Origin of the sequence: Halorubrum salinum (assembly GCF_024494575.1) — an archaeon.
GTDB classification, from domain to species: domain Archaea; phylum Halobacteriota; class Halobacteria; order Halobacteriales; family Haloferacaceae; genus Halorubrum; species Halorubrum salinum.
The window spans coordinates 277,223-291,794 of record NZ_JANHDO010000003.1 but is presented as its reverse complement, the minus strand read 5'-3'; the positions used below and the strand labels follow the sequence as shown (position 1 = coordinate 291,794).

The 14,572-nt window shown below is 67.9% G+C and carries 16 protein-coding genes; 6 read left to right on the top strand and 10 right to left on the bottom strand.

The genetic code is table 11. The features are described from left to right. Positions 1 to 28: 28 nt before the first annotated feature. A complete protein-coding gene (locus tag NO930_RS10175) occupies positions 29 to 676 on the bottom strand; it encodes a transcriptional regulator FilR1 domain-containing protein (protein ID WP_321169342.1) in 648 nt (215 codons plus the stop codon). A 58-nt stretch (positions 677 to 734) separates the two neighbouring features. Here NO930_RS10175 and NO930_RS10170 point away from each other — a divergent pair, with 58 nt between their 5' ends. Next, the gene (locus tag NO930_RS10170) at positions 735 to 1,265 is read left to right on the top strand and encodes a CinA family protein (protein ID WP_256403388.1); all 531 of its coding nucleotides are present in this window, start codon (positions 735 to 737) and stop codon (positions 1,263 to 1,265) included. 94 nt (positions 1,266 to 1,359) lie between these two features. Continuing rightward, on the top strand, positions 1,360 to 1,779 hold the full coding sequence (locus NO930_RS10165; protein ID WP_137784115.1) for a universal stress protein: 420 nt from the start codon (positions 1,360 to 1,362) through the stop codon (positions 1,777 to 1,779). A gap of 41 nt (positions 1,780 to 1,820) precedes the next feature. On the opposite strand, the gene NO930_RS10160 is transcribed toward NO930_RS10165, so the two are convergent. Continuing rightward, positions 1,821 to 2,024, bottom strand: a complete 204-nt coding sequence (locus NO930_RS10160; protein WP_137784116.1) for a hypothetical protein — start codon at positions 2,022 to 2,024, stop codon at positions 1,821 to 1,823. Positions 2,025 to 2,139: 115 nt separating this feature from the next. Between NO930_RS10160 and NO930_RS10155 the strand changes: the two genes are divergently transcribed. Further along, positions 2,140 to 2,970, top strand: a complete 831-nt coding sequence (locus tag NO930_RS10155) for a M14 family metallopeptidase (RefSeq protein WP_256403387.1) — start codon at positions 2,140 to 2,142, stop codon at positions 2,968 to 2,970. Between the two features lie 19 nt (positions 2,971 to 2,989). Here the strand turns inward: NO930_RS10155 and NO930_RS10150 are convergent, their stop codons facing one another. The 4 genes from NO930_RS10150 to pan2 all read right to left on the bottom strand — a co-directional run bounded on the left by NO930_RS10150 (position 2,990) and on the right by pan2 (position 6,552). Beyond that, on the bottom strand, positions 2,990 to 3,367 hold the full coding sequence (locus NO930_RS10150) for a DUF5811 family protein (RefSeq protein ID WP_049982231.1): 378 nt from the start codon (positions 3,365 to 3,367) through the stop codon (positions 2,990 to 2,992). Positions 3,368 to 3,415: 48 nt separating this feature from the next. After that, positions 3,416 to 4,567, bottom strand: coding sequence for a cobalamin-independent methionine synthase II family protein (locus tag NO930_RS10145; protein ID WP_256403386.1), 1,152 nt, complete (start codon positions 4,565 to 4,567; stop codon positions 3,416 to 3,418). Between the two features lie 139 nt (positions 4,568 to 4,706). Next, positions 4,707 to 5,267: a pyruvoyl-dependent arginine decarboxylase gene (locus tag NO930_RS10140; protein ID WP_137784190.1), complete on the bottom strand. Its 561-nt coding sequence runs from the start codon at positions 5,265 to 5,267 to the stop codon at positions 4,707 to 4,709. A gap of 61 nt (positions 5,268 to 5,328) precedes the next feature. Next, a complete protein-coding gene (pan2, locus tag NO930_RS10135; protein ID WP_256403385.1) occupies positions 5,329 to 6,552 on the bottom strand; it encodes a proteasome-activating nucleotidase Pan2 in 1,224 nt (407 codons plus the stop codon). Positions 6,553 to 6,935: 383 nt separating this feature from the next. On the opposite strand from pan2, the gene NO930_RS10130 reads away from it, so the two are divergent. Then, positions 6,936 to 7,493: a response regulator gene (locus tag NO930_RS10130; RefSeq protein ID WP_256403384.1), complete on the top strand. Its 558-nt coding sequence runs from the start codon at positions 6,936 to 6,938 to the stop codon at positions 7,491 to 7,493. Between the two features lie 39 nt (positions 7,494 to 7,532). Here NO930_RS10130 and NO930_RS10125 read toward each other — a convergent pair whose 3' ends face one another. From NO930_RS10125 to NO930_RS10110, 4 genes are all read right to left on the bottom strand, one after another. After that, complete coding sequence (locus tag NO930_RS10125) at positions 7,533 to 7,814, bottom strand: amphi-Trp domain-containing protein (protein WP_256403383.1); 282 nt, start codon at positions 7,812 to 7,814, stop codon at positions 7,533 to 7,535. Between the two features lie 129 nt (positions 7,815 to 7,943). Then, positions 7,944 to 9,023, bottom strand: coding sequence for an aminopeptidase (locus tag NO930_RS10120; RefSeq protein ID WP_137783854.1), 1,080 nt, complete (start codon positions 9,021 to 9,023; stop codon positions 7,944 to 7,946). A gap of 54 nt (positions 9,024 to 9,077) precedes the next feature. Beyond that, complete coding sequence (locus NO930_RS10115) at positions 9,078 to 9,791, bottom strand: haloacid dehalogenase type II (protein WP_137783855.1); 714 nt, start codon at positions 9,789 to 9,791, stop codon at positions 9,078 to 9,080. A gap of 246 nt (positions 9,792 to 10,037) precedes the next feature. Further along, positions 10,038 to 10,805, bottom strand: a complete 768-nt coding sequence (locus NO930_RS10110; RefSeq protein ID WP_256403382.1) for an IclR family transcriptional regulator — start codon at positions 10,803 to 10,805, stop codon at positions 10,038 to 10,040. A 204-nt stretch (positions 10,806 to 11,009) separates the two neighbouring features. On the opposite strand from NO930_RS10110, the gene NO930_RS10105 reads away from it, so the two are divergent. Beyond that, on the top strand, positions 11,010 to 13,460 hold the full coding sequence (locus tag NO930_RS10105) for a DNA topoisomerase VI subunit B (RefSeq protein WP_256403381.1): 2,451 nt from the start codon (positions 11,010 to 11,012) through the stop codon (positions 13,458 to 13,460). Further along, complete coding sequence (locus NO930_RS10100) at positions 13,461 to 14,546, top strand: DNA topoisomerase IV subunit A (RefSeq protein WP_137783551.1); 1,086 nt, start codon at positions 13,461 to 13,463, stop codon at positions 14,544 to 14,546. It begins immediately after the preceding gene. The last annotated feature ends 26 nt before the right edge of the window (positions 14,547 to 14,572 follow it).

Sequence of the window (14,572 nt, the reverse complement as noted above, 5' to 3'; positions counted from 1 at the left end):
CCGGGTGCGACCAAAAGCGATGCGGCGGCTACGGGCGTTCGTCGGCGTTCGGCGCGTCGGCGTTCGGCGCGTCTGCGTCGTCAGCGGCTGCGGCGTCGGTATCGTCGGCGGCGTGGTCACCGATGTCATCCGGCTGGTCGTCGACGTCGTCGCCCGCGGCGGCCGCGGCGTACCGCCGATAGACGCCCGCGGCCCACGTTCGCACCTCGGGCGCGTCCGTCGAGAGGAGCGCGGCGAGTCCGTCCCCGTCGAACAGTCCGACGACCGCCCGTTCGCCGACGAGAAGCACCGCAACCGACGACTCGGCCGCGTGGACTGCCACCTCGATCCCGCGACGCGCGAGCGCCGCCCGGAACACGGCTCCAGACCGTCCCGAGAGCCTCTCGGCCGCGAGTCCGGTGAACACGAGCCGTACCGTCCGGTCGGGGTCGCCCCCGTCGACCGCGTCACGGAGCCGTCGGACCGTCGTCGCGTCGAGCCGCGGAACCACGCCGACGATCGAACTCGATCCGGTCTCCGCCACGACCGTCGAGAGCACGCCGACCGGTCCCGGGTCGTCTCCTCGCTCCGTCACGGCTACGCTGCGGTCGTCCGTCGCTCGATCCCCGCCGTCGCCTCCGTCGACGGCGCGCTCGACGAGCGATCGGAGGGCGGCTCCCGGACCGTCGTCTGCCATACGACGCGTTTCGTCCCCGTGGAGGTAAACCCAAGGCCCGGCGAATAGAGGGATCCGCATGGCCGAACGCGACGCGGGAGACGCGGACGGGGCGGAGTCGATCGGGGAGCTGCTCACTGAGCGAGACGAGACCCTCGCTGTCGCCGAATCGCTGACCGGCGGGCTCGTCGGATCGCGAGTGACAGACGTCCCGGGCGCGAGCGCGTACTTCGATCGCGGTTTCGTCACGTACGCGTACGACGCGAAGCGCGAACTGCTCGGCGTGTCCCGCGAGTCGCTCGACGCGGAGGGGGCGGTGAGCGCGGCCGTCGCCGAGGAGATGGCGGCCGGCGCGCGCGACAGAGCGGGGACGACGTGGGCGGTGTCGACGACCGGGGTCGCGGGCCCCGGCGGCGGAACCGAGACGAAGCCGGTCGGACTTGTGTACGTCGGGGTCGCGTACGCCGCGCCGTGGGGGACGGAGGACTCGTTCGTCCGGAGCGAGAGGTTCCGTCTCGACGGCGACAGAGCCGCGGTGAAACAACAGTCCGCTGATGCGGCACTCGACTCGCTCGCCCGCGCGATCCGCGAGGTCGACGCCGAGAGGTAGCGAGGCGTCCCGCAGAAACACCGGCACCGATCGGACGGACCACCGATCGGACGGACGCGCGAGCGTTTATCCCTTCACCCCGCGTACACGACGCATGATCGACCGCGTGCTGGTCCCGATGGACGACTCCGCGCTGTCCGAGCGGGCGCTGCGGTACGCGCTCGACGTCCATGACGGCGCACAGATAACCGTGTTACACGTCGTGGGTGAGCCGTCGCGGATGATGGGGGCAGCGACGGAGATCGCTCTCTCCGACGACAGCGACGAGCGGATCCGTGAACTCGCGGCCGACGTGCTGGACCGCGCCCGCGAGATAGCAGACGAGTACGACACGACCGTCGACGGAGAGATCGAGGTCGGGTCGCCGGCGCGGAAAATCCTCGATCGGGCCGACTCGTTCGACGCGGTGGTGATGGGGACGCACGGCGGGTCACTCGCCGACAGACTGCTCGTCGGTAACGTGGCACAAACCGTGTTCCGGCGGTCTCCCGTTCCGGTGACGGTCGTCCGGTGAGACGCGGGGGACGGACCGCGAGCGGGACGGATGGCGGGCAGTCAGTCGATGTACGCGTGGCCGACGACGGCGACGAGCAACGCGGCGACGACGATCCACGACAGCGGCTCGGCCGCGAGCAGCCCGATGGGCCGAGCGACCGACTCGTCGAATCCGAACAGCGCGCCGGCCGCCAACGCGGCCGCTACCACGAGTGCGGCGACAACGCCGGCGACGCCGAGAAGCGCGGAGTCGGTCGAGTCCATAGGTCGTGTGCGTTCGGAGAGCAGATAAATGGATCTCCGCGGCTCGCCGTCCGCTCGTCCGGCCGTCGCGGTCGGAACGGGCACCCTTTTCACGCAACGTGCGCGTACACTTCGTATGGAAACGATCGAACGCGGGTCAGCGGGAACGTCCCGCGTCGCGATCGTCGGCGGTATTCACGGTGACGAGCCCGCGGGCGCAGAGATCGTGCGACGACTCGCCGCGACGCTCGACTCGGAGGGGTCTGGAGACGGCACCGTCCGACTCGTCATCGCGAACGAGCCGGCGCTGGCGGCGGAGACGCGCTACACGGACGCGGACCTGAACCGGGCGTTCCCGGGCGATCCCGAGAGCGACGAGTACGAGCGCGCGCTCGCGCCTCGTGTCGCGGCGGCGCTCGACGGAATGGACGCCGTGTTAGCGCTCCACACCTCACACAGCGCGCCGCCGCCGTTCGCTATTTACAGCGAGTTGACTCCGTCGGTTCGCCGGAGCGTGACCGGTATGCCGATCGACTACGCTCTCGACTCGGGGAACCTCCGGTCGACCACGCTCGACTCCGTCGTCCCGCACGCCGTCTCGATCGAGGTCGGTCGACAGGGGAGCGAGGACGCCGTCGAGTTCGGCTACGAGGCGTGTCTCGCGTTCCTGCGGGCGCACGGCGCGCTCGACGACGAGCCGCCGGCGTTCACGGAGACGACGGTCGTGGCGGGCGACGAAGAGGTGCCGAAGGGCGGCGGCGAGCCCCACGTGTACTTCGAGAACTTCGAGTCGATACCCCGCGGTGCCGTGTTCGCGGAAGACGACGTGTACACGCACCGCGTCGACGAGGAGGGCGTCGTCCCCATCCTCGCGAGCGAACACGGATACGAAGAGATATTCGGCATCTACGGCCGAGTGCAGCACACGCTTCAGCCGCCGGACGCGGCGGGAGACAGTCCCGTTTGAGGGTTCCGGCGCAGTTACTTCACTTCGCGGTCGGCGTCACGTCACCGACCGCTTCCATCACCTGCATCGCGGCGCTCGCGGCGAGACCGCGCGCGACCTCGTCGGTGTCTGCGTCGGCGATACCGGCGTCTAAGTCGTCCGGGTCGGGTGTAAAGCCGGCCGAAACGGGATGTCCGGCCGGCGGGTTGACGGCGACGGTCGCCTGCGGCCCGTTCGTGCCGACGGACAGCTCGGATCCGACGGCGTAGCTGTTGGGGAGATACGATTCGGTTCGCGTGACGATCCCGGCTACCGCGCGCCGGAGACGCCGTTCTTGATCGGGGGTGAGGTCGACGGCCGCGGGCTCGCCCGCGTTCGTCACGCCCGGTGCCCCGGCATACGGGTTGTTGCCGTTCATCGAAGACACACCGTGTACGCGGAGCCCACTCAAAAAGGCGTCGCCGAGTCAGCCGTAGATCCGCTCGGTCGCGATCGCGGCCCCCTCGTCTAAGGCCTCCAGCTTCGCCCACGCGATCTCGGGATCGACCATGCCGAGCCCGGCCTGCGTGCCGAATCCGCAGTCGGGCGCGGCGACGAGCGGCGTTCCGTCCGCGACGGCGTCGGCGACGCGCTCCAACCGGTCCGCGATCGTCTCGGGGTGGTCGATGATGTTCGTCTTCACGTCGACGACGCCCGGGATCAGCGTCCAGCCGTCCGGAACCGGGTGCTCCGCGAACGCGCGGTACTCGTGCTGGTGGCGGGGGTTGGCCTGCTCGACGCTGAGTCCGGAGATGTCGGCCTCGTAGATCTCCGGGAGCATGTCAGCCAGATCCGTGTCGAGGTGATGGGGTCCCTCGTAGCTCCCCCAACAGGTGTGGAGTCGGACCTGCTCTTCGGGGATCCCAGAGAGCGCCTCGTTCAGCGCCTGCACGTGGAGCCGCGTCGCCCCCTTCACCTCCGCGAGAGGCTCGTCCGCGTACGCCGCCGTGTGGCCGACGGTCAGCAGTTCCGGCGCGTCGATCTGGAGCGTGAATCCCGCGTCCGCGACGATTTGATACTCCTCCGCCATGGCGTCGGCGACGGCGAAGAGGTACTCCTCGTAGTCGCCGTAGTGGTCGTCGACGTGCGTGGCGGTGACGACGCTCGGCGACGCCGCGGTGACGAACTCCCCCGCGAAGTCGGCGTCGACGGCGGCGAGCGCGGCGCGGAACTCGGACAGTTCGGCCTCGGCCTCGTCGCGCCCGGTGTACTCGACCGGACCGGTCACGACGGGGTGTTCTGACAGGTCGATGACGTCGGTCTTGAACGTCTCCTCGGCGTAGTCGGGGAACTCTTGGAGGTCCGCCCACAGCTCCTGTTCGCGCTTCCCCTCGATGCCGCTGAGCCGATCCGCGACGTACCAGTTGAACGAGACGCGGGACTGTTCGCCGTTGTCGGCGATGTCGATGTTCGCCTCGCCCTGTCGCTCAACCACGTCGCGCGTGGCGTCCGCGACGGTCGCGTTCCACTCCGCCTCGTCGACGGGCTCCCCGTCCTGCCGCTTCGTGAGGAGTTCGAGCAGTTCCGGCGGCCGCGGGAGGCTGCCGATATGCGTCGTCTGGATCTGGTTGGCAGTCATCGGTACCCGACTCTCGCCGCTCGCGTCGCCTAAAAGTCGCGGAACGCACAATCCGGTCCGGTTCGGTCGGACCAGTTCGGCCGGACCGGCTCTCCGTTCGGTCCCGTTCGGTCTCGGCTCCCGATACCGCGGCGACGGGTTACTCCTCGGCGGCCGAGAGGATCGACTCCGACTCGCCGTACGCGGCGATCACGACCACAGTCGTGTACCGGCCCGGTTCGGCTGCGGCGCTCTCGACGCGGAACGCCCGGTCCGGCAGGTCCCACTCGCGGAGGTCGCTGCCGGCGTCGAGTCCGGATTCGATGCGCTCGCGGACCGCGCCGCGGTCCTCTCCGGTCACCTCGTAAAAGAGTCCGGGTCCGGGACCGGTCGCCCACCCGAGACCGGCCGCCACGTCGGGGTGACGCCGGGGCGCGCGCGTCGACTCCGCGTCCTCCGCGCCGGCGCGACCGCCCTCTCGAAAGTCGACCTCGTCTCGCGGGCCGATCGTCCGCCGGGCTTCCACGACCGTGAGCCGGTTGCCGGCGGGTCCGAGATCGGGGGCCTCGTCCACCTCGACGACGGTCGCCTCGGCGGGAACGACCGAGGAGACGGCGACGAGGTTGTAGTTGTGGAGGTTCGCGTCCGCGAGCGCGGCGTCGTAGGAGGCCATCGCTGTGTCGGCGACGCCGACGCCGCCGGCGACGTGGATGGTGTTCATCACCGATGGCTCCGCCGGCACACCGCTAAGAAGTTACGAACCGGACGCGGCCGCCGACCGATCAGTACTGGTAGTTGATTACCTGCTCGTCGGTTTGGTCGGCGTCTTGGAGCTTCTCGCGAGCCGCCTCGAAGTCGCCCTGCGTCACTTCTGTGCGCCCGTCGCGGATCGCGAACATCCCGGCTTCCGTCGCCAGCGAGGCGATGTCGGCACCGCTGTATCCCTCCAGATCGGCCGCGACCTCGCTCACGTCGGTCCCGTCTGCGACGTTCATGTCCTGAGTGTGGATCTCGAGGATCCGCGCGCGCCCCTCGACGTCTGGCTCCGGAACCTCGATGAGCCGATCGAACCGCCCGGGACGCAAGATCGCCTCGTCGAGCATGTCGAAGCGGTTGGTCGCGGCCATGATGCGGATCTCCCCGCGCTCGTCGAACCCGTCCATCTCGGAGAGCAGTTGCATCATCGTCCGCTGGACCTCGGCGTCGCCGCTCGTCTTCGAGTCCGTCCGCTTGGCGGCGACCGCGTCGATCTCGTCGATGAAGATGACGGCAGGCTCGCGCTCGGCGGCGAGCTCGAACAGGTCGCGGACGAGCCGCGACCCCTCACCGATGAACTTCCGAACCAGCTCGGACCCGGCCATCTTGATGAACGTCGCGTCCGACTCGTTCGCGACGGCCTTCGCGAGCATCGTCTTCCCCGTGCCCGGCGGTCCGTGGAGCAGGACGCCGCTCGGCGGCTCGACGCCGACGGCCTCGAACTGCTCGGGGTTCTCTAGCGGGTCCTCGACGGCCTCGCGGACCTCGCGGATCTGGTCGTCGATGCCGCCGATATCGGCGTACTCGACGTCCGGCGACTCGGTGACTTCCATGGCTTGCGCGCGCGAGTCGGTCTCGTCGTCGAGCACCTGCTGGACCGCGAAGGAGTCGTTGATCGCGACGCGGTCGCCGGGGCGGAGGTCCTCGTCCAGCCGCGTGGCCGCCTGCGTCAACACCTCCTGGTTGTTGCCGTGCTGTTTGATCACCACGCCGTCGTCCGTGATCTCCTCGACGGAAGCGATGTACAGCGAGGTCGTCTTCAGCACCTCGTTCTCGCGTTTCAGCTCGTCGACGTCGGTCTTCAGCTCTCCGCGCCGGTCCTGTGCGTCGTCGAGCCGGTCTTCGAGCTCGTTGTTCACCTGCAGGATCCGCTGGTAGTGCTGGCGGATCGCCTCCAGCCGCTCCGTCTCGCTCATCTCCGGATCGAGCTCCAGACGAGGGCGGTCGGGCAATGAGGGACTGTGAGACATTCGTTGCGCCTCGCTACGGCTCGCGCGTAAATGTGCCTTTGGGTCACGACAGTCCGGCTCGCCCGTCCGCCGCGACAGCCCGCCGTACCTCACGGAACCGCGCCGTGAGAGTCACCGCGGCGTCACCGGTCCACCCCTACCGTCCTCGGGAGGAGCGGCCGTTCGCGTCGGCGAGCGACCTCGCCGTCGGGACGGGCGTCCCGTCCAAATATCTCGTTTGATACTGAGGGCTCAAGACTTTAATCCGAGACCTGTCTCCGTTCGAGTATGACCGAACGCTCGCCCACTGCACGCGTCTCATTCAGTCTCGCCGGGAGTGGTCTCGCGGCGAGCGATCCCGCGGCGAGCACCCCTGCGGGGTCGGAAATCGAGGTCGTCCGTCCATGAGCGGAACGCACGAGCACACGGTGCTCGCGGTCGACGACGAGCCCGACCTCGCGGAGCTGTACCGGGTGTATCTCGCGGAGGCCTACGACGTTCGGATCGCCACCGGCGGCGAGGAGGCGCTCTCCAAGATGGACGACTCCGTCGAGGTGGTGCTGTTGGATCGCCGGATGCCCGACATGACCGGGCACGAGGTTCTGGCGCAGATGCGCGCGGCCGGCTACGACGCTCGGATCGCGATGTTGACCGCGGTCGAGCCGGACGTCGACATCATCGACATGCCGTTCGACGACTACAAGACGAAGCCGGTGACGAAAGAGGACATCCTCACGCTGGTCGAGGTGTTACTACACCGGGCGAACTTCGACGAGCGGAGCCAGGAGTTCTTCGCGCTGGCGTCGAAGAAGGCGGCGCTGGAGGCGTCTGGCGCGACCGACTCGGAGGAGTACGAGGACCTCATCAAACAGATGGAGGCGGTCAGGATCGAGGTCGACGACGCGCTCGACCGACTCTCCGCGCGCGACGCGTTCGTCGAGGTACCCGGCAGCGTCCCGTGAGGCACGACGCCAACCCTCGACCGCGTGCGTTCCGGACCGCTACTCGATTTCGAGATCTCCCGTCGCGTTCCCGTCGCGTCCCTCGTCCCACTCCAGTTCGAACTCGACGCTCAACTCGCCGGGCCCGTCCGCGGGCCCCTCGCGCTCCGCCTTCACCTCGAAGGTCGGCTGGGCGGGCGGATCGAGGCTCACCGAGTCGTCACCCTGCCGCAGCGTGAGCGCGGCCCCCTCTTCGAGCGAGTCGGCGACGGTTCGCAGATACGCGGCGATCTCCTCGCGACTACGGCGGCTCTCGGATTTGAACAGGACGTCTTCTGGCATGCAGTCGGGTACGGCCGCCCGGGTGATAAGCGTCGCGCGCCGGCCGAGAAAAATCTGCATAAAAACCCCGCCCCGAGGACGGCTATCGACCCGGACCGGAGATCCACCGATCCGAACCGTGGAGCGCTCTCAGAACCCCTCTTCGAACGCGAACGTCCCGTTTCGCTGCACGACTTCGCCGTCGACCTCGATCACGGAGTCCTCGCTCATGTCGACTATCATGTCGACGTGCTCTGCGGACTCGTTGACCGCGTTCTCCTCGCCGACCGTCTCCGGGTACGCGGACCCGACCGCCATGTGAACCGTGTCGCCCATCTTCTCGTCGAACAGCATGTTGTAGGTGAACCGGTCGATCTGGCGGTTCATGCCGATCCCCAACTCGCCGAGCCGCCGCGATCCCTCGTCGGTATCGAGGATGCCCGTCAACAGGTCCTCGTTGCGCTCTGCGGAGTGCGAGACGACCTCACCCTCCTCGAATCGGAGCCTGACACCCTCGATCTCTCGACCGTAGCGGTACAGCGGCAGGTCGAAGTACACCTCCCCCTCGACCCCGTCGCGGACCGGTGCCGTGAACACCTCGCCGCCGGGGAGGTTCTTCTCGCCGTGGTCGTTGAGCGTGCGGTTCCCCGAGACGTCGAGTGTAAGATCGGTCTCCTCGCCCGATCGAATCCGGACCTCGTCGGCCTCGTCGAGGATCTCCACCATCTGCGCCTGGTGTTCGCGCTGGGCGTCCCAGTCGAGCGAGACGGCGTCCCACACGAAGTTCTCGTACGCCTCGGTGCTCATCCCCGCGAGTTGCGCGTGGCTCGCGGTCGGGTACTGGGTGAGACACCACGTCTTCGAGAGCCGCGTCCGCTTGACCTCCTCCATCGCGCGGTTGTACGCCGCGTTCGTCTCCGGATCCACGTCCGCGTCCTCCGTCGCGTTCGACCCGCCGCGAGCGATCACGAACACGTCGGCCTCCTCGTAGAGCGCGCGGCGATGGCTCGGTTCGGTGAACTCCGCAGAGGCACGCTTGAACGCCCGCTGCGCTCGCTTCGAGTAGTTGAGGTACACCGGGTTGGCACCACGGTCCCCGCAGATCTCGTGGAGCGCGACCGCCAGCTCCTCGGCCTCCCTCGGCAGCTGAATGACGACGTCGTCTCCCGCCTCGATACCCGTGGAGTGGTCGGCGATAGTCTCGGCGTGCTCGCGGATGCGTGCGTCCATACGACTACTCGCGTCCCGGACGGATTACCGCTTTTGGAAGCGGTCGCGAAGGACTCAGTCCGTGAGCACGTCCGCGAGCGCCCCCGTGTCCTCGACGACGATGTCGGGACGCTGTGGCCAGCCGCCGTACGGGTTCTCGTGACGGTTCAAGAACGCTCCGCGCATCCCGACCGCCTTCGCGCCCACGAGGTCGAACGTGTGTGCCGTGGCGAACACCACCTCGTGCGGTGCCACGTCGAAGGCCTCGCACGTGAGGTCGTACGACGCCCGGTGCGGCTTGTACGCGCCCGCGTCGGCGACGGAGACGACGCCGTCGAGTTCGGTCTCGAAGTTCGGGCGGACGGCCTCCAGCATGTCGGGGTCACCGTTCGAGAGCCCGACCAGCGTGTACTCGTCGCTCAGCCGGTCCAACGCGGCGTCGACGTCCGGATACGGCTGGAGCGTCTTCCACTGCCGGATGACGGCGCGGACCTCCTCGTCGGGGACGTCGAGGCCGATCTGGTCGAGCCGGTAGGCGAGCGCGCGGCGGCTGATCTCCTTGAACGGCGTGTGCGGTCCCGGAATAAGCGAGTCGATCATCGAGTCGCGGAAGTGCATCGCGAGGTACCGCCGGAGCAGGATCTCGGGATCGTAGTCGCTGTCGTGGTCGTCGAGCAACGCGTCCAGCGCCGGGACGAGCGTCGCCTCGCGGTCGAGGAGCGTGTCCCAGAGGTCGAACGCGATCACGTCGGCCTCCTCGCGGATCGTCTCTGCTGCAATTGTGGACATATGGTAACTAAGATGGCGGTTCGATGGGATATGAAGCTACTGTATGCGGAATAAAATACGAATATTCTGTGATGTTGAACGAAAATAGAGACGGGAGACAATCGTTCGCTACGGGCGAACGCCAGTTCGCGTCGGAGCGAGTCCGGGTACCACCGAACACGACCGGAGAACCGTTCTGGTGAGACGGACGCCCTCCGGTCGGCCCGTTCGATCGCGCGTTCGCCATCGGTGAACGCGACCGGCGGCTCAGAGATAGGTGAGGTTGAGCGTGACGTCTTCGACCGCGCCGATCAACTCGTCGCGGTACCGCTCTCGTATCTCGCCGTTCGACGTGAGCCGGTGTGTCGGTCCGGAGACGCTTATCGAGCCGATCACGCGTCCGTCGGTCGAGCGGATCGGCGCGCCGACCGCGGTCAGCCCGTCGACGGTCTCTCCCTCGTTCGTGGCGACTCCGGTGTCTCTGATCGCGTCCAGCTCCGCGAACAGCGTCTCCTCGTCGGTGATCGTCCGGTCCGTCTCCGCGGGGAGTCCCCAGCGATCGACGATTTCGCCCACGCGCTCCGGCGGGAGGTGCGCGAGGATCGCCTTCCCGGAGGCGCACATGTGGAGGTAGCGGGGCGTCCCGAGCGACGTGTCGTTCGGCGCGCCGCGGTCCCCCTCCGCCTTCTCGACGTATATTCCGCGCCCGTGTTCCTCGACCATGAACTGCGCGCTCTCGCCCGTCTCGTCGGCCAGTCGCCGGACGTTGGCTCTGATCACGTCCAGTCCCTCGATCCCGTCTCGGGCGTGGGTCGCGACGCGCAGGAAGCGGTTCGAGACCGCGTACTCGCCGTCGACCGTGACGAGGTACCCGAGGTCGTAGAGCGTGGCGAGGTGCGCGTGAACCGTGCTCGGAGAGTAATCGAGCGCCCGAGCCAACTGGTTCACGCCGCCCTCTTCGGTGTCGACCATGCGTTCGAGTATGCGGACGGACCGCTCGACCGCGCCGATCCGCTTGCCGTCCCCGGTGTCCATACTCCCACCACACCGCGGAGGCAGATAAGTTGCCGAACCGACTCCCCGCTTCCCGCGACCTGTCTTCCGTGGCGACTCCCGGGCGGCGCGCCGACTCCGGCTGCGACGCGAACCTCCGTTCGAGACCGCCCCTCGCGACGGGATACACTTTCACCCCGCTGGCGGTGCGTTTTTAGGTGCCTCGGCGAAAGGAGGAGGTACCGAATGACGTCCTTCCAGTCGACGATCGGCGACGAGGAGGGGATCGCGGAGGAGCTGGCCGAGGGCCAGCGCGAGATCTCCATCGCCGAGTTCTTCGAGAAGAACAAACACATGCTCGGGTTCGACTCGGGCGCTCGCGGGCTCGTCACCGCCGTCAAGGAGGCGGTCGACAACGCCCTCGACGCGACCGAGGAGGCCGGAGTCCTCCCCGACATCTACATCGAGATCGAGGAGGTGGGCGACTACTACCGGCTCGTGATCGAGGACAACGGGCCGGGAATCACGAAAGAACAGCTCCCGAAGGTGTTCGGGAAGCTCCTGTATGGGAGTCGTTTTCATGCCAGGGAGCAGTCACGTGGACAGCAAGGTATCGGGATTTCGGCCGCTGTGCTATACTCTCAGTTGACTTCCGGACAGCCGGCGAAGATCACCTCGCGCCCGAAGGGGCAGTCGCGGGCGCAGTACTTCGAACTCATCATCGACACCGACACGAACGAACCGGAGATCAGAGCCGACGAGGAGACGACGTGGGACCGTCCCCACGGCACCCGGATCGAGTTGGAGATGGAGGCGAACATGCGCGCCCGCGGCCAGCTCCACGACTACGTGAAACACACGGCCGTCGTCAACCCGCACGCCCGGATCGAACTGCGCGAACCGGGGCTCGACGAGCCGATGAAGTTCGAGCGCGCGACCGACGAGCTGCCGGCGGAGACGGAGGAGATCCGCCCGCACCCGCACGGCGTCGAACTCGGCGCGCTGATCAAGATGCTCGCCGCGACCGAGTCGTACTCGGTCTCCGGGTTCTTACAGGAGGAGTTCACCCGGGTCGGCAAGAAGACCGCAGACGGGGTGATCGACAGCTTCCGCGACGTCTACTACGGCCGCGAACTCTCGTGGTCGCCGCCGCGCGCGCACGACGACCGCGACGTCGAACGGGCGGTCGCCGACGCGGTCGCCAACAAGGGGAAGGCGGCGACGACCGCCTTCGCCGACGGGGTCGCGGAGACCGTCGCGAGCCACGACCACATCTCGCGCTCGGAACTCGCGACCGTCGTCGGGAACGTCGCAGAGACCGTCGAGGGAGACACCGGAAAGACGTTCGGCGAGACCGTCCGCGAGAACGCGGTCGCCGCCGCGTGGGCCGCGATCACGGGCGTCGACGGCGATGAAGAGGGGGCCGACGCCGACGAAAGCGACGACGCGAGCGAGTCGCCGCTCGTCGCCGATACGTACGCCCTCGTCGACGAGGCGACCTCGACGCGCAAGGACGACGCCGCGGTGCAGGCGATGGCCGACGCGCTCGCGCGGCGGTTCCTGAACCTCGACGGCGACGCGTTTCGGATCGCTCGCGACTCCCTCGACCGGCTCGTCGGGGACGCCGCGAGCTTCGTCGCCGAACAGCACGACGCGACGTTCGGCGAGACCGCCCGCGAGAACGTCGCCGACGCGGTGTGGTCGCGGGCGCGGACGGTCCCCGACGACCCGCCGAAGGTGCGGGAGATCGCCGACGACCGCGACGCCGCGGCGGACTTACTGGAGGCGATGCGCGAGACGGACATCCTCGCGCCGCCGACCGACTGCCTCGCGCCGATCACGGCCGAACTCGTGGAGGCGGGGCTGCGCAAGGAGTACGACGCCGACTTCTACGCGGCGGCGACCCGCGACGCGGAGGTCCACGGCGGCGACCCGTTCATCGTCGAGGCCGGGATCGCCTACGGCGGGGAGATCCCGGCGGAGGGGTCGGTCGACCTCCTGCGCTTCGCGAACCGCGTCCCGCTCGTCTACCAGCGGGGCGCGTGCGCGACGACGGACGTGATCAAGTCGATCGGCTGGCGCAACTACGGGTTAGACCAGCCGGGCGGCTCGGGGATGCCGAACGGGCCGGCCGTCATAAGTATCCACGTCGCCTCGACGAACGTCCCGTTCACGAGCGAGTCGAAGGACGCGATCGCGAACGTCCCGGCGATCGAAGACGAGATCGAACTCGCGGTCAGGGAGGCGGCCCGGGAGCTGAAGTCGTTCCTCAAAAAGCGGCGTTCGATGCAGCAGCGCCGCGAGAAACAGAACGTCCTCGGGACGATCCTCCCGGAGATGGCGGACAAGGTCTCGGAGGTGACGGAGCGCCCCCGGCCCGACATCAGCGGGGCGCTCGCGCGGATCATGAACAACGTGAGCGTCGAGCGCGAGGTCGACGACGGGACGGTGACGCTCGTCGTCGAGAACCACTCGGGCGTGAACGAGCAGGTGGAGATCACGGACATCGTCTCGTCGGAACCGACGGACCTGTCCGACGGAACGGTCGTCGACATGGACGGCGAGTGGTTCGTCCAGTGGACGCCCGAGGTTCCCGCGGGCGACGAGCGGGAACTAACGTATCGAGTGGCAGACGACGCCGACTTCGAGGTCAGCGTCGGCGGCGTCGAGACGGAGAAACTCACGGTGAACGCGTAAATGACGACCCAAAACGACGCACGAGACGAGCTGATCGACCTGGCCGCGGACTTCTACGACCAGTTTGCGGCCGGAAAGATTCCGGAGATGGAGCTGCCGACGCGGACGAAGACCAACATCGAGTACGACGAAGAGAGCGGCGTCTGGACCTACGGCGACCGCACGTCGACGCGGAGCGCCAACTCGGTACGGGGCGCACGCAAGCTGTTGAAGGCCGCGTACACGATCGAGTTCCTCGCCGACCAGCTCGACGAGGACCGCTCCTCGACCCTGCGTGAGCTGTACTACCTCTCCGAGTCGTGGGATAACGACGAGGCGCAGTTCAAGAGCCAAGACGAGTCGAACGACCTCGTAGAGGATCTCGAGATCGTCACGGGCGCGACCCGCGAGGACTTCCACATGCGTCCGGAGGAGTCGGGCGCGAAGGTGATGGGTCCGCTGCGGCTCCGCGAGCAGACCAACCGCGGCGACCGCGACATCCACTGCCAGCTCGACGTCGGACAGGGCGGCTATCAGATTCCGAACAACCCCGACACGATCGAGTTCCTCGACAACGACGCCGAGTTCGTCCTCTGCGTCGAGACCGGCGGGATGCGCGACAGACTCGTCGAGAACGGGTTCGACGAGGCGCACGACGCGCTGGTCGTCCACCTCGGCGGCCAGCCGGCGCGCGCCACCCGCCGACTGACGAAGCGCTTCCGCGACGAACTCGATCTCCCCGTGGTGGTGTTCACCGACGGCGACCCGTGGTCCTACCGGATCTTCGGCTCCGTGGCGTACGGGTCGATCAAGTCCGCGCACCTCTCGAAGTACCTCGCGACGCCCGAGGCTCGGTTCATCGGGATTCAGCCCGAAGACATCGTCGAGTACGACCTTCCCAGCGATCCCCTCTCCGACTCCGACGTGAACGCCCTCGAATCAGAGCTTGAGGACCCGCGCTTCCAGACCGACTACTGGGAAGAGCAGATCGAACTCCAGCTCGACATCGGCAAGAAGTCCGAACAGCAGTCGCTCGCGAGCCGCGGGCTCGACTTCGTGACGGACACGTACCTCCCCGAGCGACTCGGCGAGATGGGCGTGCTCTGAGACTGCGGCCGGCTACCACCCGGTTC